This is a genomic window from Candidatus Vampirococcus lugosii (genome assembly GCF_018420025.1).
In the GTDB taxonomy this organism is placed as follows: Bacteria; Patescibacteriota; Gracilibacteria; order Absconditabacterales; family Absconditicoccaceae; genus Vampirococcus; species Vampirococcus lugosii.
On sequence record NZ_JAEDAM010000001.1, the window covers coordinates 14,657 to 37,727 of the forward strand.

General features: G+C 22.3%; 26 protein-coding genes and 6 tRNA genes. 2 read left to right on the top strand and 30 right to left on the bottom strand.

Annotated elements, in window-relative coordinates; translation table 25 throughout:
- Positions 1-133: 133 nt before the first annotated feature.
- Complete coding sequence (locus tag VAMP_RS00075; protein WP_213347946.1) at positions 134-2,227, bottom strand: cation:proton antiporter; 2,094 nt, start codon at positions 2,225-2,227, stop codon at positions 134-136.
- A gap of 240 nt (positions 2,228-2,467) precedes the next feature.
- Here VAMP_RS00075 and VAMP_RS00080 point away from each other — a divergent pair, with 240 nt between their 5' ends.
- On the top strand, positions 2,468-3,337 hold the full coding sequence (locus VAMP_RS00080) for a 5'-3' exonuclease (RefSeq protein WP_213347948.1): 870 nt from the start codon (positions 2,468-2,470) through the stop codon (positions 3,335-3,337).
- A gap of 63 nt (positions 3,338-3,400) precedes the next feature.
- Here VAMP_RS00080 and VAMP_RS00085 read toward each other — a convergent pair whose 3' ends face one another.
- From VAMP_RS00085 to VAMP_RS00225, 29 genes are all read right to left on the bottom strand, one after another.
- Entirely contained in the window at positions 3,401-5,095 is a 1,695-nt protein-coding gene (locus VAMP_RS00085) for a vWA domain-containing protein (RefSeq protein ID WP_213347950.1), read from the bottom strand.
- Positions 5,096-5,193: 98 nt separating this feature from the next.
- Entirely contained in the window at positions 5,194-5,829 is a 636-nt protein-coding gene (locus VAMP_RS00090) for an adenylate kinase family protein (RefSeq protein WP_213347952.1), read from the bottom strand.
- A 73-nt stretch (positions 5,830-5,902) separates the two neighbouring features.
- Positions 5,903-6,325: a 30S ribosomal protein S9 gene (gene rpsI, locus VAMP_RS06825; protein ID WP_213347954.1), complete on the bottom strand. Its 423-nt coding sequence runs from the start codon at positions 6,323-6,325 to the stop codon at positions 5,903-5,905.
- Positions 6,325-6,780 carry a 50S ribosomal protein L13 gene (rplM, locus tag VAMP_RS00100; protein ID WP_213347956.1) on the bottom strand — a complete coding sequence of 152 codons (456 nt, stop codon included), beginning with the start codon at positions 6,778-6,780 and terminating at the stop codon, positions 6,325-6,327. The genes rpsI and rplM overlap by 1 nt, the downstream gene beginning before the upstream one ends.
- Positions 6,781-6,809: 29 nt before the next feature.
- A complete protein-coding gene (locus VAMP_RS00105; protein WP_213347958.1) occupies positions 6,810-7,283 on the bottom strand; it encodes a bL17 family ribosomal protein in 474 nt (157 codons plus the stop codon).
- Positions 7,234-8,232, bottom strand: a complete 999-nt coding sequence (locus VAMP_RS00110; protein ID WP_213347960.1) for a DNA-directed RNA polymerase subunit alpha C-terminal domain-containing protein — start codon at positions 8,230-8,232, stop codon at positions 7,234-7,236. The genes VAMP_RS00105 and VAMP_RS00110 overlap by 50 nt, the downstream gene beginning before the upstream one ends.
- Before the next feature lie 39 nt (positions 8,233-8,271).
- Entirely contained in the window at positions 8,272-8,895 is a 624-nt protein-coding gene (rpsD, locus tag VAMP_RS00115; RefSeq protein ID WP_213347962.1) for a 30S ribosomal protein S4, read from the bottom strand.
- A 38-nt stretch (positions 8,896-8,933) separates the two neighbouring features.
- Positions 8,934-9,329: a small ribosomal subunit protein uS11 gene (locus VAMP_RS00120; RefSeq protein ID WP_213347964.1), complete on the bottom strand. Its 396-nt coding sequence runs from the start codon at positions 9,327-9,329 to the stop codon at positions 8,934-8,936.
- A gap of 21 nt (positions 9,330-9,350) precedes the next feature.
- The gene (gene rpsM / locus VAMP_RS00125; RefSeq protein WP_213347966.1) at positions 9,351-9,725 is read right to left on the bottom strand and encodes a 30S ribosomal protein S13; all 375 of its coding nucleotides are present in this window, start codon (positions 9,723-9,725) and stop codon (positions 9,351-9,353) included.
- Between the two features lie 33 nt (positions 9,726-9,758).
- Entirely contained in the window at positions 9,759-9,872 is a 114-nt protein-coding gene (rpmJ, locus tag VAMP_RS06585; RefSeq protein ID WP_213347968.1) for a 50S ribosomal protein L36, read from the bottom strand.
- 7 nt (positions 9,873-9,879) lie between these two features.
- Entirely contained in the window at positions 9,880-10,101 is a 222-nt protein-coding gene (gene infA, locus VAMP_RS00135) for a translation initiation factor IF-1 (protein ID WP_213347970.1), read from the bottom strand.
- Positions 10,091-10,417, bottom strand: a complete 327-nt coding sequence (gene rplU / locus VAMP_RS00140; protein ID WP_213347972.1) for a 50S ribosomal protein L21 — start codon at positions 10,415-10,417, stop codon at positions 10,091-10,093. The genes infA and rplU overlap by 11 nt, the downstream gene beginning before the upstream one ends.
- 23 nt (positions 10,418-10,440) lie before the next feature.
- Positions 10,441-10,704 carry a hypothetical protein gene (locus tag VAMP_RS00145; RefSeq protein WP_213347974.1) on the bottom strand — a complete coding sequence of 88 codons (264 nt, stop codon included), beginning with the start codon at positions 10,702-10,704 and terminating at the stop codon, positions 10,441-10,443.
- Positions 10,705-10,802: 98 nt separating this feature from the next.
- Positions 10,803-10,887, bottom strand: a tRNA-Leu gene (locus VAMP_RS00150).
- Positions 10,888-10,907: 20 nt separating this feature from the next.
- Complete coding sequence (rplT, locus tag VAMP_RS00155; protein ID WP_213347976.1) at positions 10,908-11,255, bottom strand: 50S ribosomal protein L20; 348 nt, start codon at positions 11,253-11,255, stop codon at positions 10,908-10,910.
- A 4-nt stretch (positions 11,256-11,259) separates the two neighbouring features.
- Positions 11,260-11,457: a 50S ribosomal protein L35 gene (gene rpmI, locus VAMP_RS00160; RefSeq protein ID WP_213347978.1), complete on the bottom strand. Its 198-nt coding sequence runs from the start codon at positions 11,455-11,457 to the stop codon at positions 11,260-11,262.
- A 1-nt stretch (position 11,458) separates the two neighbouring features.
- Positions 11,459-12,004 (bottom strand): translation initiation factor IF-3, encoded by a 546-nt coding sequence (gene infC / locus VAMP_RS00165; protein ID WP_213347980.1) that lies wholly within the window; start codon positions 12,002-12,004, stop codon positions 11,459-11,461.
- Between the two features lie 33 nt (positions 12,005-12,037).
- Positions 12,038-12,112 (bottom strand) — tRNA-Glu (locus VAMP_RS00170).
- An 8-nt stretch (positions 12,113-12,120) separates the two neighbouring features.
- Positions 12,121-12,194: transfer RNA gene (locus VAMP_RS00175), tRNA-Arg, on the bottom strand.
- A gap of 22 nt (positions 12,195-12,216) precedes the next feature.
- A tRNA-Ala gene (locus VAMP_RS00180) sits at positions 12,217-12,290 on the bottom strand.
- Between the two features lie 14 nt (positions 12,291-12,304).
- Positions 12,305-12,387: transfer RNA gene (locus tag VAMP_RS00185), tRNA-Tyr, on the bottom strand.
- Between the two features lie 12 nt (positions 12,388-12,399).
- Positions 12,400-12,639: a hypothetical protein gene (locus VAMP_RS00190; protein ID WP_213347982.1), complete on the bottom strand. Its 240-nt coding sequence runs from the start codon at positions 12,637-12,639 to the stop codon at positions 12,400-12,402.
- Positions 12,640-12,675: 36 nt separating this feature from the next.
- Positions 12,676-12,749: transfer RNA gene (locus VAMP_RS00195), tRNA-Gly, on the bottom strand.
- A 124-nt stretch (positions 12,750-12,873) separates the two neighbouring features.
- Positions 12,874-14,079, bottom strand: coding sequence for a radical SAM protein (locus VAMP_RS00200; RefSeq protein WP_213347984.1), 1,206 nt, complete (start codon positions 14,077-14,079; stop codon positions 12,874-12,876).
- A gap of 41 nt (positions 14,080-14,120) precedes the next feature.
- A complete protein-coding gene (locus VAMP_RS00205) occupies positions 14,121-15,101 on the bottom strand; it encodes a S66 peptidase family protein (RefSeq protein WP_213347986.1) in 981 nt (326 codons plus the stop codon).
- 23 nt (positions 15,102-15,124) lie between these two features.
- Positions 15,125-18,574, bottom strand: a complete 3,450-nt coding sequence (locus VAMP_RS00210; protein WP_213347988.1) for a hypothetical protein — start codon at positions 18,572-18,574, stop codon at positions 15,125-15,127.
- A gap of 526 nt (positions 18,575-19,100) precedes the next feature.
- Positions 19,101-20,738 carry a protein translocase subunit SecD gene (gene secD, locus VAMP_RS00215; protein ID WP_213347990.1) on the bottom strand — a complete coding sequence of 546 codons (1,638 nt, stop codon included), beginning with the start codon at positions 20,736-20,738 and terminating at the stop codon, positions 19,101-19,103.
- Positions 20,739-20,778: 40 nt separating this feature from the next.
- Positions 20,779-21,249 carry a cyclic nucleotide-binding domain-containing protein gene (locus VAMP_RS00220; protein WP_213347992.1) on the bottom strand — a complete coding sequence of 157 codons (471 nt, stop codon included), beginning with the start codon at positions 21,247-21,249 and terminating at the stop codon, positions 20,779-20,781.
- Between the two features lie 11 nt (positions 21,250-21,260).
- Positions 21,261-21,470: a hypothetical protein gene (locus VAMP_RS00225; RefSeq protein WP_213347994.1), complete on the bottom strand. Its 210-nt coding sequence runs from the start codon at positions 21,468-21,470 to the stop codon at positions 21,261-21,263.
- A 165-nt stretch (positions 21,471-21,635) separates the two neighbouring features.
- Between VAMP_RS00225 and VAMP_RS00230 the strand changes: the two genes are divergently transcribed.
- Positions 21,636-22,757 carry a type IV pilus twitching motility protein PilT gene (locus tag VAMP_RS00230; protein ID WP_213347996.1) on the top strand — a complete coding sequence of 374 codons (1,122 nt, stop codon included), beginning with the start codon at positions 21,636-21,638 and terminating at the stop codon, positions 22,755-22,757.
- Positions 22,758-23,071: the final 314 nt, after the last annotated feature.

Below are 23,071 nucleotides of genomic sequence, written 5' to 3' on the forward strand. Positions count from 1 at the left end.
TAAAATTTAAACAGTTTACTTTATAAAGATTATTTTAATAATATCAATATTTAATAAACTAATCTTATGTGTAAACAATGCTACTATTTCTTACAAAGATTTCACAAAATAAAAGTTGTTTAATTAAAATTAATTATTTATATATTCAATTTTCAATATCTTCTATAAATTTATGATAAAGTTTAGGAGTTATTATTTCTTTTTCATAAAGACTATTTATTACATTTTCTTCTATTCTTAATAAAGTTTTTTCAGACAATTTAGTTTCCAAACTCATAATAGTAGTCTTATATTCATTTATAAGTTTTTTATTCTTTTTATCGGATATTTGTAATAAATCTTTATAAAGCTCTATTATATTATCAAAATATTTTTTATTAAATTTAAAATCAGTATTTTTTAATTCATTTAGTTGATTTATAGTATCTTTAATTACAATAACTCTAGCTCTATTTCTAATATAACTATTAATAGGAGAATTTTTATCAAAAGATTTTTCAACTAAATTTTCAAATATATCTTTTTTATCAGTATAATAATCTTTATTTCAACTAAATTGTTTTAATCAGTTTTCTAATCTAGTTTTTTGTCTTTGAATTTTTCATAATAATATTCTATAATTATTTTCATCAATCTCATTAGATAAAAATAGTTTTTTTAATGACTGTTTTTCTATTCATAAAGCATGTAATGAAAGAGCTTTTGTTATTAATTTATATCAATCTTTTTCCGTTTTTAATAAATTTTGCATTCATTCAATAGCAGAATTAAATTTTTTTTGATATTTTATATTTAATTCTTTGTACTCATCTTCTAACAAATATCAAGCTTGATAATTTTGTTCTAATTTATTAAAAACCTTCAATAAAGCAAGTATTATTCATTCGTAATATTCAAATTTTTCTAATGAATGTATTTCATTAATTTTTAATTTTTTCATTAATGGTACTATTGTAAGAGATTTTATTATTAAAGAAAATATTACAGATGAAACAACTAATACTGTCAAAAAATCTTTGATACTGTATTCATATCACCATCATGATAATGTAAGCCCCTCTGGTATTATTAAAACCATCATTAATCATAATGCTCATCTTAAACTTCACCAAGCAAGTAAATGTTGCCAACTTATAGGTATTATACTAGATTTATCTATTTTTCATAAAAAGAAAAGTGGAATATAAACACTTAATCATCTAGATATTATTACTATAATTATAGTAATAGCAATAATAGGAATAAATTCTAAAAAATTTATATCAATATTAACTAAAATTAATCACATAAGTATAAAAACTAAACTATTTACTAACCAAGCAGAATATTCCCATAATTTATCCATATGTTCTTCTATTTTTGGACTAATTTTGTGTCTACCATAATTTCAAGCTATAACTCATGCTATAGCTGTACAAACTATTCAAGAAATATCTATAATTGTAAAATGTGTTATAAATTCTGCCGTTAAAAATGCAATATGTGCAAGTGCTATAGTTAAAGTCATTTCAACTTCTTCTACATTTTTTATTTTTCAAATTATATAAGAAAATAAATATCAAATTAATCCTCATAATATAATTCATCAAAACATCATAGATAAAAAAGATATTGATCAGTTTATAAGATGAGTATTAAGTTCAAATGAATTTCATATTGATATTTCCCGCAATATACTTACAACAATCAGAAATAATGCTAATGATGTTGCATCATTAAACAAACTTTCTCATTCAAATATTAATGACAATTTCCTAGGAGCTCATGATGATTTAAAAAGTGCTAATACTGCTACCGGATCTATTGATGAGATTATTGCACCAAAAAGTATAGTTACTCACAAATGAACTTGCATTCATATAAAATTTAATATATAATACAAACTATAAGCAATAGTAAATGTTGATATTAATAATCAAACAAATGCTAAAGTAAATATTGTAGTTCAATTTTTAAATAAATCTTTATAATTTATATTATAAGCTGATTCAAAAACTAAAATTGGTAAAAATACAAAAAACAATATCTCCGGTGTTAATTGAAAACTTGTTATTCGTGAAAATACAGGAAAATAACTTAATGGAACTAATATAAGTCATATAATAAAAAGTAATACAGTATATGGAAAATTAATTTTTTTTGAAAATAGAAATGCAAATGAAGCAATTATCAATAAAGAAAAAAAAGACAAACTCATGATAATAAAATTTGCCATACTGTCTTCCATTTTAAATTTTATAATTTTATTAAATTAAAATAAATCAAGTACATTATATAATCAATTAAATATAAAAATCAATTAAATATTTTATTATACTCTATTCTCTTATCTATTTATAATCTATTTAAATAAAATATACAACAATGAAAAAAACAAATATAGAAAATAAAAATAAAATTGATTGAAAAAAAATAATATTTATTTATAAGTAATTTTTAAATTTAAATTAATAATTAATTTCAAAATATGTATTATTTATTGGATGGATCTTGATATTTATTTAGATCATATTATGCATTACCCGATATGAAAAATTCTAAATGAGAAGATATATGAGCAATATATTGATTTTTTAGAATGATTTTAAAACTTTTACAAGATAATCCTGAAAAATTTGTAATAGCATGGGATATGGGTTCAAAAACTAAAAGACATGAAAAATTTCCTAAATATAAAGCTAATAGACCAAAAATTCCAAATGAATTTAAAAATCAAATATGAGTAATTAAATCTATAATAAAAGAATTAAATATTCCTTTTTTTTGATTAGAGTGATATGAAGCTGATGATGTTATAAACACTATTGCTCAAAAATATAATTGAAATATAAAAATTATAAGTTCTGATAAAGATTTAAAACAATTATTAAATGATAAAATTATATTTTTTGATCCTGTTAAACAAATTATAGAAAATAATATTGATTTTGAAAAAAATATGTGATTTCCTCCTATTAATATAATAGATTATTTAGCATTATTATGAGATACATCTGACAATATTCCTTGAGTAAAATGAATATGAAAAAAAACTGCATCTGAATTAATACAAAAATATTATTGTATAGAAAATATATATATTAATATAAATGAAATTAAAGAATCAATATCAAAAAAATTAATTGAATGAAAAGACTCTGCTTTTGAAAGCAAAAGTTTAATAGAACTTATGATAATCCCAAATATACCAGATGTTAATGAATTATGAAAAATAAATATTGATTTTGATAAACTTAAAAATATTTTGATACAAGAATATAATTTTAAATCTATGGAAAAAATTATTGATAATTTGAAATTATCTTATAAATTCTGAACACAAACAAGTTTATTTTAAAATATTTAATACAAAAAATATCAAGAGAATAAATCTCTTGATATTAAAATAATTAAAATATTTTTATTTTTCCAAATTTCGTTTATTTCTATCTGGATTATAATCTTGTTTTACTTGTTCTCAATTGTTTATTAATTTTATTAACTTATCTATAGTCTTAATTTCTTTTTCAAAAACTTTCTTATCATCTCATTGAAATATTTCTTCTTTTAACTTTAATTTTTCTTTTATATTTTCCAATATAGAAATATCTCTTTCTTGAATAGATTCTTTTAATGCATCAGTATATTTTACTAGATTTACTCATTTTATCATACTTGTATTAGCTGGTTTATTATCAATTTTTATTTCTTGAGATGTTTCCACTTCTTTACCAGTATATTCTTTATAACTTACTTGTATATTAATATTTTCTTGTATTTGTTCTTTTAATTTCAAAAGAATTATAGATCATCTATGTCATTCAGTTTTGGGAGGAGTAGGAAATAATGTATTAATAGACATTAATTCATTTTTATGATTATCTAATCAATAAACTTTTTCAATATTATCTTCATTATCTATATTCATTTTCAAATTAAATATCATAGGAAAAAAGTTATAATCAAATTCATCTACAATTCTCTGAGAAAATTCCCAAGCATCAGATATATAAAAATAATTATTTCATTCAAATTTTCATATTTTTTGTACAAATTGTTGTTGAAAATCTACTGCTACTCAAAAGAAAGAAAAATAAATATTATCTTCAGATGCATCTTTTACCATATTAGCTAATCATCAAGCTGAATAATCTCACATATTTGGCATAGCATCAGTAATAAAAAGAACTCTATTTTGATATCAACTTTTCATATCATCATCAAATAAAGATAATCATTTTTTCATTCATGATTCCATATTAGTACCACCTCAATCTCTTACACTTTTTAAATGTTTTTTCAAAGAAGATTTATCTATATTTTCTACTTTTATAAGTTCATGAGCAATATATGCAGAATCATCATATAAAACAATTCATATTCTATCATCTTCTCTTAATTTGTCCAACATTTTTGACATAGCCTGCATAGCAAATTCCATTCTAGATTGTTTACTAATCTCAGTATAATCATCTATAAATATTTGTTTATCTTCTTGAGAAATACATTTTTTTCATGGTGCAAAATATAATTCATTTTGAGTATCACATAAATCACTTTCATAAATATAATCTTGAGTATTTTCATAATAATATTGTGATAAAGCTCATCACATACTTCAACTTTTATCTATTACCAAAACAAAATTAGTAGGAGGTCTTTGAAAATCTTCATCTTTTATATTAGATCATAAAGATATTTGTATCCAGTTTTCATTGTCTACTTGTCAATAATCAACTAAAGGACAAAACATTGTTTCACATTCTCAACTTGGCTGTTGAAAATGATAATCAGAAAATATACCATTATAAGTTATAGTTTCAAGACTTGGTATATGTCATTTTTCAATATTATCTCTAAAAAGCATCATATCTTGATCAGCTCATACTTGAAATCAAATATTTTCTTGTAATGTATTAGTATCATATAAAGCTCATGGTGAACTAGGATTAATTCAAGAATTATTACTAAATCATTGTCTATTATAAGTAGATTTAGAAACTTCTTCTTGATATTTCCAATGATCACTTTTTTCAGTAATACTAATTTTATCAATACATCAAGTCATAAAAATAAATGATAATATTATTGTAAACCATAAAATTGTTTTTGTCATTATATTTGTATTTTAATATTTAAATGTAATATATCTTACGGAAGTTTTTTTATTTTATTACAAAAAATAATTTTTAATACAAAATAACTTACAAAAAACTATAAAATATCTATAATCCTATCAAATACTTCTTCTTGAGTTCAAGAAGCATCAATAATAAATAAATTTCACATATTTTGAAAAGTATCAATAACAGGCTTTGTTTCTTCTTTATATAATCTTACTCTTTTTTTAATAGCATCTGGATAATCATCCTCTCTTTTTATTAAAGAATCAGATCAACAATATGTACAAGATTTTAATTTTCAAGAAATATTTGAAAGAGTTGCTCAACAATTAGAGCAAATCAATCTAGATGAAAGTCTTTCAATAGCTTTATCTTCAGATAAATCTAAATATACTGCTTTATAAGATATATTTTTTTTTGAAGTTAAATCTATAAACTGTTTCATTTGATTTATTTTTCTAGGATAACCATCAATTAATATATTATCATTATCTGATAATGTAGTCAAAAAAGCATTAAACAAACTAGAAATAAATTCATCATTAATTAAATTTCAAGAATCAATTATTTCTTTTACATAATCTCAAAGACAATTTGGTTTTGATTTAATAGCTCTAAGTATATTACCAGCTTCAAAATATTTATAATTAGAAAATTTATTTAATAACATTTTTGCTTGAGTTCATTTTCAAGCTCACTGTACTCAAAATAATACAATATTATTCATCTAATAATTTTATTAAAAATAAAAAAAGACAAACAACACAATTAAATATTGTACTGATCGTCTATGACAAATTTTATCTCTTTGTCCATTGAGGTGATTTTCTAGCTTTTTTCAAACCAAATTTTTTCCTTTCTTTTTCTCTTGAATCTCTTTTCAACAAACCAAAAGGTTTAAGTTGTAATCTATATTCAGAATTGAAAGAAACAAGTGCTCTTGAAATGGCAAGCTTAATAGCATCAGCTTGTCATCTAAGACCTCATCAAGAAACTTTAATATCAAGATCAAATCTATCAACAATACCAGAACCTATAGTATAAAAAGAATGTAATGCAGATTCTATTAAATAATCATGTCATCCAAAATATTCTTTAATAGAAACTTTATCTCATCACTTATTTATCATAATATTTCAATTACCACCTTGAAACAATTTTACTTGAGCAGTAGATTGTTTTCTTCTTCAAAGTCAGTACTCATATTTTTTTTCTTTTATCATTAATCAATTTTTTCAGGATTTAAATAATCATATTTATTTGAATCTCAAGCAAATATTTTAAGTCTTTTCATTTTTCTATCTCTTAATTTATTTTTTGATAACATTCATCTCACACAATACCAAATAACATTTTCTGGCTTTTTTTCCAATAATTCACTAAGAGACATAGCTCTAACATTTCATTTATATCAAGAATACCTATAATATTGTTTTTGATCTAATTTTTTTCAAGTAACTTTTATCTTACTAGCATTTTTAACTACAACAAAATCTCAACAATCCCAAAAATCACAATTATATTCTTTATATTTTCAAGATAATCTATTAGCTATTAATGTAGAAACTTTTCATAAAGTTTTTCATTCCACATCAATTTCAAACCATTTTCTATTTTTCTCAGACCATTCTTTCTTAACAAGAACAGTTTTGTTTAAATTATTATTTGTAAATTCCATATATTATTTATTATATTCTAAAAAGAAATTTATACTAATTTTACTAAAACTTCTTCTGCACTATCTCACTTTCTATATCATAACTTATATGTAGAAACAAAACCAAACTTTTGTCAAGAATCTACATATTTAGGAAGTATTTCATTAATCATTTTTTTTCATTCTTCATTTCAAAGAATAGTAGATTTAACATAAGATATTGACAATCTTTTTGCATCAGCTTCATCATATCTTGATGTAAGCCCAACAAGATGAGACAAAAACTTATCCGCTTCACTTTTCAAAATTTTAGCTTTTTTTGATGTAGTTTTTATCTGTCAATTTTTAATAAGACTAGTCAATAAATTTCTAATACGTAAATCAAATTTTTGAGCTCAAGGATTTAAATCCTTAAGTTTATTATATTTATGTCTCATTCTTTTTAAATATATTATAAGAATTAAATATTTAAGTTTATCAAGCAAGAGATTTTCAAATATCGTTCAATGAAACAATAATTTCATCAACTGCTTTTCTTCAAACTCACTTCATAGTCAACAATTCTGATCTTCTTTTTTTCTCTAAATCTTCTACATACAGAATATTATTTTTAATAAGAGCATTTCTAGTTCTTTCACTAAGTGGAATTACATCAATAGGTTTTACTTTAACATTATCTTGATCAGAGGATTTATTAATTATATTATCCTTTATATCTCAATATTCTGTCAATAAAGATTTATCAATATAAGCTTCGTCAAAAACAAATAAATTTGAATAAGAAGACAAAACTTCTCAAACAAAAGAAAGAATTTGTTTAGGAGTAATTTTATTAGAGATAGTTTTAATATCTATATTTAGTTGATCTTTACTAGATCAAGTAAAATCATCAATATGTTCATCTATATCATATTTAACATATTCAACTAACTTAAAATCATTATCTATAAGCAAAATTCATATATCATTAGAATCTAATGTAGATTCCCTTTTTTTCAAAAAATCTATACTATAATATGAATATCATTTTTCTATTCTATATTCAACTATCAATTCAATAGATGGATCAGTAATTTCAAACAAATATTCATGTTCATTCAAAATATCTATACCAGAAGGTAGTCTTAATGACGAAGCATCATATTTTCAAACTCAAGAAAATCTATGAAGAACCCAGTTAATTTTTTCATGATTTATATCAAGATTAAAACGAAGTTTCTTAAAATTTAATATAACATCTAATGCAGATTCTTTAACACCATCTATAGTATCATATTCATGAGGAACTCATTTTATTTTTAATCAAGTTATTGCTCATCAAGAATTATAACCCAAGATAGCTCTCCTAATAGCATTTCAAAAAGTATGTCAAAATCATCTTGGCAAATATTTCACACAAAAGATCGTATTAGTATCAGATACTTCATCTATAACTATTTTAGGTTTTCCTATATAATTTTGGATATCTAACATAATAATTTAATTAAGAATTATTTAATAAATTTTTATTAACTAAGCTCTAGCATAGAATTCAATAACTTTCAATATATCAGCAGGTAAAGAAATTTCTTCAGACCTAGGAAAATCAATAACTTCTATTTCAAAATTGTCTTTCTTAACATTTAACCAAGTTGGTAACTTATAATTTCAAGAAGATAATGGAATAGAAGAATACAAAGGAGATGTTATTAATTTTGATTTCAAAGAAATTTTATCTCATACTTTAACAAAATAAGAAGAAGAATTATGTTTTTTTCAATTCAACAAAAAATGACCATGTCACACCATTTGTCTAGCTTGCATTATAGTATTAGCAAGTCATGCCCTCAAAACAACACTATCCAACCTCCTTTCCAAAAATTGAATAGCTACCTCATCATGAGAAACTCATTTATTTTTGGCATATTTTCAAGCTTCATCAATAACAGTTCTTTTAAATTGCTTTTCAGTCAAAAGATACATTCTTTTAATAACCTGTTTATTTCTAAGTAATTTACCATACTCAGAAAGTCTAGACATAGTAACTCAGTGTTGTCAAGGAGTTTTTTTTCTTTTTCTTACATCATATTTATTAACTCAAAAAAGATTTATTCACTCTCTTCTACAAAGCTTAAATTTGGGTCAATTGTATTTCATAATAATAAAGTTATTAACTTAAATAAATTAAACAAAAATTAATTTCTCTTAGGTCTTTTTCATTTACATCATCAAAATTGTATAGCAGTATTTTCTCTAATCAAAGATATATCTATACCTCACAAATCATTAATAGCTTTAAATACACCATCTCTTCACATTCAAAGTCATTTCATATATATAGATATTTCTTTAAGTCAAAAAGAATCTCTAGCTTGTCTCATTATTCAACTTGTAAGCATTTCAGCAGCATAAGGAGTACTTTCTTTAGTTCACTTAAATCATGCCATTCATGTTCATCATCAAAGAACTTTATTTCATGATTCATCAGTTAAAGTAACTAAAGTATTATTTGAACTAGTAGTAACAAATAACTTTCCAACAGGAAGTTTAATATTCTTTTTTTTCTTAGACTTTATATTTTGTCTTGCCATAATAAAAAATTAAATTATAAATTATTTCTTCAATACAGGTCTTACCCTACTTCTTCAAAGCAATTTCTTTGCAGTTTTAGCATGTTTAATAGTTTTTTGTCATCTAACTGGTAATCACAAATTATGTCTCATACCTCTATAACATTTTATTTCTTTTAATCTTTTGATAAATCAAGTTTGTTCTCTCTTTAGATCACTTTCCAAAAGATAATTTGATAATTCATCTGTTATCATTTTTTGTTCTTCGTCTGTTATATCTCTAACTTTTTTTTCAAAAGGAATTTCTAATTTAGTCAAAATTTCTTTAGATCTAGAGATTCATATTCAATAAACATGTGTTAATCAAACAAATATAACTTTATTATCTGGTATAACATTTCCTTGAAGTCTAAACATATATCTAATATACTTAAATTATAAATATCAAAATTATCACTGTCTCTGCTTATGTTTTGAATTTGAACATATAACATAAGCTATTCACTTTCTTTTAACTATCTGACAACTAGAACACATTTTTTTTACTGATGATCTTACTTTCATTTATATATTATTTAAATCTATAAATTATACGTCACTTTGAAGGATCATACTCATTTAATTCAATTTGAACCTTATCACCTTCAATTATTTTTATATTAAATTTTTTCATCTTTCAAGATGAATAAGCAGTAACAAGCATATCCATACCAATAAGTTTAACTTGATAATTTCATCATCACAACATTTTTTCAACTATTCATTCAACTACTATAGTATCATTATTTGTCATTATAATCAATATTATCTACTTTTAAAACTGATTGATTAGCCCTAAATCATTTTTTCCTAAAATATCTATTTTTATTATGAAACTTAACAACACTTATTTTATCTCATTTCTTATTTGAGATTAATTTCAAAGAAGCTTTTGCAGAATCAACATATGGTTTTCATAAAGAAAAAACATTTCAAGAATCATCAAAAACTGCCAATATTGAAGAAACAATTATAGTTTCTCACTCATCTACACCCATAGAATCAACAACTATTTCATCTCATTCTTTAACAATATACTGATGTCACTTCAAATCTATTACTACATACATTAAAATATTATAATATTATATAATTAAATTCTCTTTCAAAATTGTGCCAAAAGATTATATTTTTCTTTATTTTTTCTATAAGCATCTGAAACAATAGCCCTCATTCTTTTATATCTTCTAGCACTAGGGAATCTATATTCTACAAATTTCCTATACCATTTAGTTCAATAATGCTTTTGTTTTTTAGCTTTATCAAGTATATGAGAAGATCGCAATTCTTTTTTATAAAATGCAACCATTCTTTCATTAGTATTTAAATCTGCTGTTTTATACACAGTAAATCACATATCTTATATTTAATATTAAATAAATAAAACTAAAGATAAAAGAAAAACTACACTTAATGCAATCAATCTTTTATCTTCAATTTAAAATAAAAGCGAAATACCGGGAACCGGACTTGAACCGGTACTCTAAAATTTAGAAGCGGATTTTAAGTCCACCGCGTCTACCAATTCCGCCATCCCGGCAAAAAGAACAAAATCCCAAATTATTTAGAGATTTCTTCATTTATTTTATCAAAAACTTCAGGAAAAACAACTGCAATATTAGATAAAACTTTTCTATTCATAACCACATTATTAGTTTTCAACTGATTAATAAAGACACTATATTTAGAACCTCTAGATCTAAGAGCTGAAGAAAGCCTATCTATCCATAATTGTCTAAACTGTCTTTTTTTCAATTTCCTTCATATATAAGCATTTTGTCATTGTTTTATTAAAGCCAACCTAACTTGTTTATAAACATTTTTTCTTCAAAGTCTAAATCATTTAGCTTGTTTCAAAAACTTTTTATGCCTTCTATGTCTAACAAATCAATTAGTAACTCTTACCATACTATTATAATTTATAAGGAATTAAATTTCTAACTTTCTTTTCTTCTTTATGAGATAATACTCTACCATAAGGATCCTTTTTAGGTGAAGAACCTTTATTTGTAAGCAAATGACTAACTCAAGCCTTTTTATGAATAAGTTTACCAGATTTAGTAACTTTAATTCTCTTAGCCATTGATTTATTAGTTTTAACTTTATACATTTTACTTAACTTTAGCAAATAAAATCATACTATATCCTCTTTTTTCTTTTTTAATTCATTGTCATTTACTTATATCAATAAGCAATGACATTATATACTCTAATCTAGAATATAATTTATCTGCATAAATATTTTCTCTTCATTTAAGCTGACCAAGAAATTTTACAGTATGTCAAGACTCCAAAAACTTTTTTGCTTGAGATATTTTCATTTCCAAATCATTATCTCAAATATTATAAGAAAACTTTATCTCTTTCATACATTTAGATTTTTGAGACTTCTTTTTTTCTCAATCTTCTTTCTTTTTTGAATACAAATATTTTCAAATTTCCATTATTTTAGCAGTAACAATTTTATCTTTTGGATCAAATCAAACCTGAATCAAATCTTTCATCTCTTCTTCTGCCTTCAATAAAGCATCTCTTTTTGAAAAAATTCAAAGATTAACTCATTCCTCATCTATTAATAAAATTTTATCTCACCTAATATACTCATTAGTATACAATTTTTTATCATAATTTTTACTATTAGAAGAGCCAAAACCCATACAAAAAATTTAAATTATAAATCGCCAAGACCACATCCCTGGCGGGATTTGAACCCGCGATCTCTGGCATGAGAGGCCAACATCCTAAACCAACTAGACGACAGGGACAAATAAACTACACTTGGAAGGAATCGAACCTTCAACCTACGGCTTAGAAGGCCGTCGCTCTATCCGATTGAGCTACAAGTGCAAAACAAAAAATTAAAATAAATTGGAGTCGAGGGGACTCGAACCCCTGACCCCCTGCGTGCAAAGCAGATGCTCTAGCCAACTGAGCTACGACCCCAATAAATTTTAGAATGGGCAGAGTAGGATTCGAACCTACGTAGCCGTGAGGCGGCGGATTTACAGTCCGCTGCATTTAACCACTCTGCCATCTGCCCAAATTTAAAAAACTATTCAACATTAACATACACATTACTAGATTCAAAATCTAATAAACCAAACATAATCATAAAACCAAAAATCATAACAACAAATCAAAATAATATTATAGCTTGTCTAGTTCATCAAAAATATCTATTTGCCCAATCAGAATTTCATAAAATTTTAGACAAATTACTTGAAAAATAAACTAAAGACATTCATAATAATAAAACAAAAACTCATGCAATAATATTTAACAAAATTGACATATTTTTTTATATATTACACAAATAATATAATTACAAAGCGGGCAACGGGACTTGAACCCGTACAGGCAGAGCTGAATTCTGCCATGCTACACCAATTACATCATGCCCGCGACTAAATGTAATATACAATATAATCATTTATTTCAAAAAATCAAGCAAAAATGACTTTAATTTTTTAAAAAATACTTTTTTTGAAAAAAATATTTTATATATACTATATATTTTATATATATTTTATATATATTTTAAAAATTTACTTATAATATCATTGTATACATCCATTCATTTACTTTTTAAAAAAGTTCTTCAATCTTTTGTTTTCATAAAATTATTTATTTCAAGTTCTTTTTTTATATCTTGCCAATTCTCTACTAATACATCATCAAATTTTTCAAAATTTTGTAAGCCTTCTTTAGTTCTAAGTCACATAAAAAATTTATCTACTAATAAATCATTTTTTTTCATCTCAAATATGTTTTTGTAATCATAAAATTTATTTTCAAAAAAAAATTTCCAATTTTTAGTATTTTCAAATCTTACAGCCTTAATTTCAGTATTTAATTTTTTAAATATTTGATCTGCATAATCTCTATACAAAAAAGAACTTGCTCACATACCTAATCATAAATATTGTCACATATTCCAATATATCATATTATGTAAACTTCTTTTTCAAGATATTTCAAAATTTGAAATTTCATATCTTTTATATCAAGAATTCATTAATATTTTTTTGAAATTATCAAATTCTTGATAAACTTTTTCATTATTTGAAGTATAATTACTATACATTACACTACCAGGAAACAATTCCAATGTATATATAGAAAAACTATCAGCAAAACCAGAAAAAATAAAATCACTCAAAAATTTCTTTTTATAATCAGGAAGCCAGTTTCAAAAATCATCAATAGCACCAAAAGCTATAAAATCAAAATTAAAAACATTATTAACTTGTTTATAATCTGTTAAAGTTCTAATAAAAGAAATTAATGTATTATAATAATAATTTCTATTGGTATACTTTAATACCTCATCATTCAAAGATTGAATACCAAAACTATATCTAATTCTAAAAAAATTAAAATAAGTTTTATTAAAAGAATCTATAAAATCTAAAACTTCATCAAAAGGATCAGGATTTAATTCAAAATTTATTTCTTCACAATTAGATAAATCAAAATTTTCTAATAAATTATTTATTATATTAAAAATATTTTCTTTACCTAATAAAAGTGGAGTTCATCAACCAAAATATATAGTTTTTATTTTTTCATTTGCAAATATTTTTGAATAATAATCTATTTGATTTAATAAACTTTTATTATATTTTCATATAAAAGTTTTTTTTTCATCAATTTTATCTACAGGAGCAATAAAAAAATCACAATAAGAACATTTTTTTTTACAAAAAGGAATATGTATATATAAAGATAACATTCAAAATAATAAAAAATAAAATAATATTTTAACGAATAATTCTATAAATTCATTTTATAAATTCATTTATTTGTATCAATTTCAATATTTCAACCAATAGGAATAGTTTGTATGGGATATATATGTCCAAACTGTGCATTCATAACAACAGGAATATCTAATCAATCCACAAAATCATTAATAGTAGTTTCCAAATCTATATCATAATATTTTAAACATTCTTTATTTACTCTACCAAAAACAATTCAAGAAATTTTATTAAAATTTTTTTGATTTTTAATATGCATTAATTGCCTCCTAATAATTCATATGTTAGATTCACTACATTCTTCCAAAAATAAAACTTTATTTTCAAAATCTGGAATAAAATCAGTTCAAATCAAAAGACAAAAAGTAGAAATATTTCATCATACTATAATTCAATTAGATTTTCAATGTTTAATAATTTTCAATCAATCATCATTTACTATTTGTTCTGGATAAGTTTCAATATTAGCAGTATAATCATAATAATATTTATGAAAATTTAATTCACTTGAATTTTGTTCCAATACAGTATTTTTAAAATAAAGAAAAGTTTCCAAACTTCAATAAGTAAAAGGTCATAAACTTCAAGGTGTAGGACCAGAAAAATTAGTTAATCAAGTTTTAGTAAATATTGCATTATTTAATGCAGTAATATCAGAATATCAACAAATTATTTTTGGATTATTTAATAAAGCTTCCCAATCAATATATGGCAAAATTTCATTAGTAAATGCTCATCCACCTATAGGCCAAATCATTTTAATATTTGAATCTTTAATAAAACTATTAAAATCTTCTACTCTTTTTGATGGATGAATTCATTGTATAGGAAGATAAATATTTTTTCCAAAAATCATTTTATATCAAAGATGTTGTTCAAAAATTCTTTTTACAGTATCAAATTTTGTTGAAATAATTTTTTCTTGCTCTAAATTATCAGCAATAGAAACTATTCAAATTTTATCTCAAAAAGACAATTTTGGTAATTTTTTCATTATTTAATTTATTTATATTAAAATTATTTTAATTTAAATACTATTATTTGAGAAGATTTTCAAATACTATCTTTAATTAATTTAATAACAACAGATTTATATTGTTCTTGATCAGTTAAATAAATATTATATATATTAACTACTTGAAAAAGTATTTCTTTTTCGTCATCACTAAGATTAGTTATTTCATCTTCAAAAGATTTTCAAGGATTTTCTAACATATTTTTTAATATTTCTTTAATTCTATGAGTTTCTATATTTTTTCAGTATATAGAAACAACATCATCTATAAATTCAAAACTTTCTAACCTATTTGTAAATGCATTCAAAACTATATTATATAATTGTTCAGAATTCCAATATCTCAAAGTAGCCAAACGAGCACGAAGTAATACAAGTTCATCATCTGTTAATTCTTGACCTATATATTTTTCCAATTCTTCTTGTGATAAAATAAATCAATATTTAGCACCTATATTATTGCTTGAAACAAATTCAATATATCAATCTTCAATTAATTTAGCAAGCATACTAATAGCTCAATGTTCTTCTATTTTTCAATTTGAATCAAGTTTTGCAAAAAATCTATCAAATAAACTCATATTTCACTGCCCCATAACAACTGTTCAAATATTTGGATCAATAGCTAAGTAATCCATTTTTTGATCTTTTAATCTAAGATATGAATTACAAGTATCATTATCTGAAAACATTTCCCAAAGCCAAGTAAGAAATTGATCATATTTTATATATTTTTGATTATCAACAAAATATCTAGCATAAGTTCATGCAATATATACTCATTCTGATTTATCTCTATTATTTACTAAATTCAAAAATTTATAATAATGTCAAAACTGTCTATCAAAAACATCATCAGATGTATAAGGCATAATTTTATTATTTTCAACTTTTCAAGATTCATTATATGTTTGTTCTTGTCAAATTCATTGTTTGTACCACATAAATGGTCAAGATCATCATTGTTCTTGAATTCTAATAAAATTTAACAAAAGCATAAAAAATCAATAAACCAAAAAGAAATATATATAAATATTTAATAATTTATTTTTATCATTATACTCAATTTGTCATATTCTATAAAGAAAAGAAATAAATCATAATATAGTCCATAAAATAAGTCATAATCAATACCAAAGTATTCATCATCATATAAAAAACCATATAGTCCAAAGCAATAAAGTAACAAATAAAATAGATAACAAATATCTATCAAATTTAGCTATAGCATAAAGAATAGCAAAAATTAATGTAAAAAGAATAATAAGCCAAATATATCATATATCGGTATAATAACTACTTTCATTACTCAAAGACCAATTAAAAGTAATATTAAAAGGAACTAAATATTTATATGGAATATGAATATTATCTACACTTATATTTAATTCTTTTAATTCTTGAATTTCTGAAGAAAAATTTTTAATTATTTCCTCATTTGAAATATTTTCATAAAATCTATTATCATCATTAACTATACTATATAAAACATCATAAACTCTAGATCAAGAATTTACATTATTATATAAATTTAATATTTTTTCATAAGTTAATTCATTAATATCATTAATAACAGGATAAGTATAATCTTCTCTCAATATAGAATTATCTTTATAAAAATCTTCTAATTCTTGAATTTCTCAAGAAAATGTATTAATAATGTCTTTATTTGAAATATTTTCAGAAAAATCATCAGAATTATATATATTAGATACTACATCATAAACTTTAGAATTACTAGAAATATTATTATATAAATAAGATATTTTATCATAAGTAATATGATTTTTATCATATAAATTTGCACAAACTAAATTTGAACTAGAATTAAATCACATACACTTATTTCAAGAAGGGAAAAATATTCACCACCAAGGATATTTAAATTTTCTCTGACCATATCAAATATATCTACCAACATCTTCTGCATAAGTATCACCTGGTGCTTTTGATATATTTTCATACAAAGAATCTTTATTATCTAAATTTGATAAACTACAAGAATTTATTCAATTATAAAGATCTTCAGGATTATTAGTTGATGCAAACAATACTGGCTCAGTATTTCAAGATTTATTATTTTCTAAATCCTTTTCTAAATCAGTTGATGATTGTGATAAAAAAACTCTTTCAATAAATTTTACTGCTTCAAAATCATTTCATTTACTATAATCTACATAAAAAACATATGTTCATTTAAGAATTAACAATGTAAAAATAAATGAAATTCACCAAAATAAAAACAAGAAAATATATTTAAATGATTTATTAATAAATATATAAGCAAAATTAAATACTACTAATCAAAATCATAATACCATAGATAAATATCATTGTTGAGAACTTATATAATCTTTTATTCATCTAAATTCTACTAAAGACAAAATTCACAAAATCATAATAAATGCACCTAAAACAGCAAATGCTCAAATCCAAATTCACATAAGAAGTAATCAAAATCATACTGCATCCAAAAATGCAGTTGGTTTACTCATAACTGCCATAGCAAACATAAATCAACTTAATGAAAAAAACAAATAAGAATTATAAATTTTATTTTTCTTTTTTTCTTCTAACTCTTCTTTTTCTTTTTCCAAATCTTCAAGATCATGTATTTCCAAAATTTCTAAATTTTTATCAAAATTATCTTGCATATATTTAATAGCAACAAATCAACTATAAATAGCCATAGTTATAAATGTCATAACTCACAAATCTGTTTTATTATCAACAAAAACTAGAAAAGCTCACATTCAACTAGTAAGCCAAAGCAAAATAAGCAACCAACTAGTATTAAAAATTAATAAATCACTATTATCTGATATAGGAAATTTTGATTTAAGATAATCAAGAACTTCTCTAAACAAAGATAAAGAAAACAAAAGAACAAAAACTCAACTAAAAAAATTTGTTACAATAGCAATTGTATCAGCAGTTATTGTAATTAAAGGAATTTTTACTATAGTATAAGAAAGAGAAAACCAGTAAGTAATATAACTATACCAAAGTTGAAATCTAGTACTCATTCATCATTCATCCCAATAATATCAATTATTTAAAGCCCACATTTTAGGATAAAACATATATGCATGATTTGCATCCCAAGCAGTTGGATAAGGAATATAAGATAAAACAAATCAAAAATATATATAACTTATTGAAACAATAATAAGCACTAATGATAAAATATAATTAAATTTATCTTTTTCAAAATTAATTTTATTTAAAGAAAAAAGTTTATTTTCAATAATTTTTTTGGCAGACAGTAAATCATCTTTTTGTAAATAAGAAATAGCAATAAATCAAAAAAATATTAATAAACTTACATATGAATACAATAAATTAAAAACCATCAATATATATATAATTATCAAAAAAATACTTAATCATAAAGAAAATTTAAATAATAATATAAATATATTTTCCAATCAAATTTTTAAAAATTTTGACATAAAATAATTACCAATAGAATAGTTTCAAATCAAAAAAATAAAAAATAATAATAATATAATTCACGAGTTAAATATATATATTAAATAATTTGAACCTACTCATCATTTATTTCAAATAAAAAAAACTGAAAATAAAACAAGTCAAAGAAATAAGAATCAAAAAAATTTAAATAAATTTATTTTTTTTGAAAAGATCAGATATAAAACTGGTATTAAAGCAAGTAATAACAAAAATATTATATAAAAAATTCAAACAAAAGACAAAAAATCTAAATAATATGAATGAGTAGACATATATCAAAAAACTATTTGACTTCACAAGATTAACAATAGGAAACTTATAAAAAACACAAAAAAATTATTAAAATTCATAATTGATAATATTTATATTATAAATATAATGATTACTATTATTGTAAGAACAAGCTTTTTTTTATAATCTCGATCAAAAACGAGAAATCTTTATTTTATCAAAAAATTCAAAAAGACCAATATTGTAAGTTGGTCTATATTTAATTATTCATTATTATTCATTATTATTTTTTATATGAAAAATATCTAACAATATTTTAGTAAGAGGTACAACTACAATTAATATTAAAATTATATTTATTAACATCATAGTTCCAAATCATTTAAAAACATTTGTTCATCCCATAAACAATAAAAATCAAATAATTCCTGTTGTTAAGTTTCAATCTCTAATCGCTGATAAACTTCTACTAAATCAATCTTTTATAGAATTTAAAAATCATTTTCATAATTTCAATTCTTCTTTTATCCTTTCAAATATCAACACATTCGCATCTACTGCTATTCATATACTAAGTATAATAGCGGCTATTCAACTTAATGAAAGTGCATATCATAAAAGTTTTATCAAAGCTAATAATATTATTATAAATGATAATAAACTAATAATAGCAACAACTCAATACTTAATTCAATAAAAACTTATCATAAAAATAAATAACATAGAAAATCAAATAATTCAAGCAATAACAGAAGATTTAAATGCATCCTCTCAAATTGTAGGAGATATAATTTCTTCATATGAAAGAATTAATGGAGCAGGCATAGCTCAATCATTTAATGCCTTTGCTAATTCTCTAGCTGATTTACTATCAAAATTTCAATCAATCTGAGCCGTTCATCAACATATTTGCTCATTAATTACTGGTGCTGTTATAAGTTGTCATCATACAAATATAGCCATTTGTTTATCAACATGATTTGCAGTTATATTACAAAAAATTTGTCATCACATTGAATTAAAATTAATTTGAACTACTGGTTTTCATATTTGAGAAGTTCAAACTGATGCATAATTAAAAAATGCAGCATTCAAAATTTTATTCGTCTTAGGATCAACAGCAGTAATCCAACTTGGATAATATGAAATTTCTAAAACATCAAATTGATCTTCTTCAGATTTATTCTTTCAAGAATATCTCACAATATTCCAAGTTTCACTTTCATCATTATTTATCAAATTTGGATATATATTATTTTCTCATATACTTACTATATCTTCATATCTATCATTAATAAACTGAGGAATAGAATCTCAAGTCCCAGAATAAGTATTAAATCAAAAATTATTATCAACATTTTGAATAAAAACTTCTTCCATAGACAAATCATTTTGAACAATATTTAAAATTATATCTTCAGAAAATTCTCTTCTTCATTGTTTTAATTCCTGATCATTAGTTCAATCATAAGGAACTTTAAATTCAAGCTGAACAGTTTTTCATATAATTTCTTTTGCAGTATCTACATCACTTACTCATCATATTTCAACTACAACAAAATCTTCATTTCATATTGTTTGAATATAACTTGTATAATCACTTACTCATAATGTAGATATTCTCTCATCAATTGTTGATAAAATAATTCATTCTACATCACTTTTAATTTGAGCTAATTGAACCTGATCATCATATATTTCATCATATCTAGAATAATCTATTTTATAATTAAGCCTTACTCATCATGCTATATCAAGTCATTTTTTAAAATCATTAATTCAATCAGACTTTAATACTAAATTTTCTTCTCAAGTTTCTTTATTTGTTTCAAATCAAACAAAAAAGAAAACAAACAAAGAAAAAAATACTATAACTAAGTATAAGAAAAAATATCTACTAAAATTTCACATAATTTAAATTATTTTAATATTGTTAAATTAATATTATATATTACAAAATTATATTTGTATATATATCTTCATCAGTTTTTTGATAAGAATTTTGTTTATCTCTTTCCTTCATAGTAACATATACTTTATCCATAATATTAGGATATTTTTTTAAGAAAACAGTAAAATCCTCAACATCTATTTCTCGTATATTAGCTTCACTTGTAGTAATAACATTTGCCATTGCTTCTTGATTTTTTATATAAGACATCTCTCAAAATATTTCTCAAACTTTAATCTCTCACAAAACATTATTTCAAACTCATTTTTGTTTTCTAACTTCCAAAGTTCAATTTTTCAAGATATAAATTTTATCAAGTTTAGTTCATTTAGTAATAATTCTTTTTCAACTAGGATGAAATACAAGATTAAAAGATTTTGATAACTCAATTATTTTATCATCTGGAATGTCTTGAAAAATATCAATAGATTTTATCATTTTGATAAGCATATTATTAACAGATATTGTCATATTATTTTATATTAATTTTTAAAAATTTTTTTTAAATATGTAATAGGTGCAAAAAATATATTTTTTGCTAATTCATAATTATCTATTACATCACTAGTTAAAGAATTTATCTTTCACAACAAAATAATTAATTTTATCATAACAAAAATTGTTAATAAAATTACTAATGCTCCTCATACTACTATAATAGTCAAACTTACTTGAAAGATTAAATCAAACATATAATTTTATTATTTAAATATAATAAACATATATATAGATATATATTTTTTTTATTTTTTCAAGCTATTTTTATAATTTATTTAATTAAAATAAACTTGAAAATATTTATAAAATATCTATCATTACTAATGATTATATATTTATATAATAAATTAAAATAAAATATGTGAGGAAATAATAAAACTTTGGAACAAATTATTAAAAATTCAGAAGAATATAAAAATTATCTTTTGGAAATGATGATAGAAAATTGAGCTAGTGATATGTATCTTTCAGCTGACAATCCACCTGCATTTAGAATAATGGACACTGTTTACAAAATAAATCAACTTCCTGTATTAGATCCTACACAGTTAACTGATATTGCATATTATATGATGGATGAATATGAATGAGAAATATTTAGAGAAAGATTAGATATGGATTTAGGTATTAGTCATAATTGAAAGAGATTTAGGGTAAATATTTCAAAACAACAAAAAACTATTATGATAGTTATAAGACTTCTAGCTTGAAATATTCCATCTATAAAAGATTTATGATTGCCAAATATTTTCAGAGAATTAGTTACAAAAACTAGTTGAATAATATTGGTAGCATGACCAACTTGAAGTGGTAAATCTACAACACTTGCATCTATGATTGATGAAGTTAATGCTAATTACAAAAAACATATAATTACTATAGAAGATCCTATTGAATATGTTTTTGAACAAAAAAAATCTTTGATTGAACAAAAACAATTAGGTTCTGATATTTTATCATTTGCAAGATGATTAAAATCTGCTTTAAGACAAAAGCCTGATGTAATACTTTTTTGAGAAATGAGAGATTTAGATAGTATACAAAATGCTATAACACTTGCAGAAACTTGACATTTAGTTTTAAGTACTATACATAGTAAATCTTCTGCTCAAACAATTAGTAAAATAATTGATATATTCCCAGCTGATCAACAAAATCAAGTAAGAATGCAAGTTTCAGATACTATTGTTGCTGTGATATCACAGAGATTAATGAAGAAAAAATGATGAAAATGAATGGTTGCAGCACATGAAATTATGTTAAATAATTCTGCTATCTCAAATTTAATAAGAGATAATCAAATCAAACAAATAAATAATGTTATACAAACAAGTAAATGATCATGAATGCAACTTTTGGAAGAAAAATTAATTGATTTATTAGAATATTGAAAAATAGATTTTTCTACTGCAATAGCTTTTAGTAATGATCCTGATTTTATTAGATCAGAAGTTAAAAGTAGATGAATAATTGTTTATTAAAAACTTATTTTTGTAACAAATAATAAATATTATTTTTAGTATTTTAGTATAAAAAATAATTACAAATATAATTAAAAAACTTATAAAACTATTTTTTAAAATATTTTATTTTCTCGCAAATCCTTTTTTAAATCAAGGATTTAGAAATTTTGTTCTACAAAGATGAGTTTAAATTATACATTTTCTTATTTTTTCAATATCGTAGTACATCAAATTAAAATTAATAATCACAAAAAAATTAATAACATATATTTCATAATTTTTTATATTTACTATATATAAAACTTTTTAATAAAAATATTTGTATATAATAA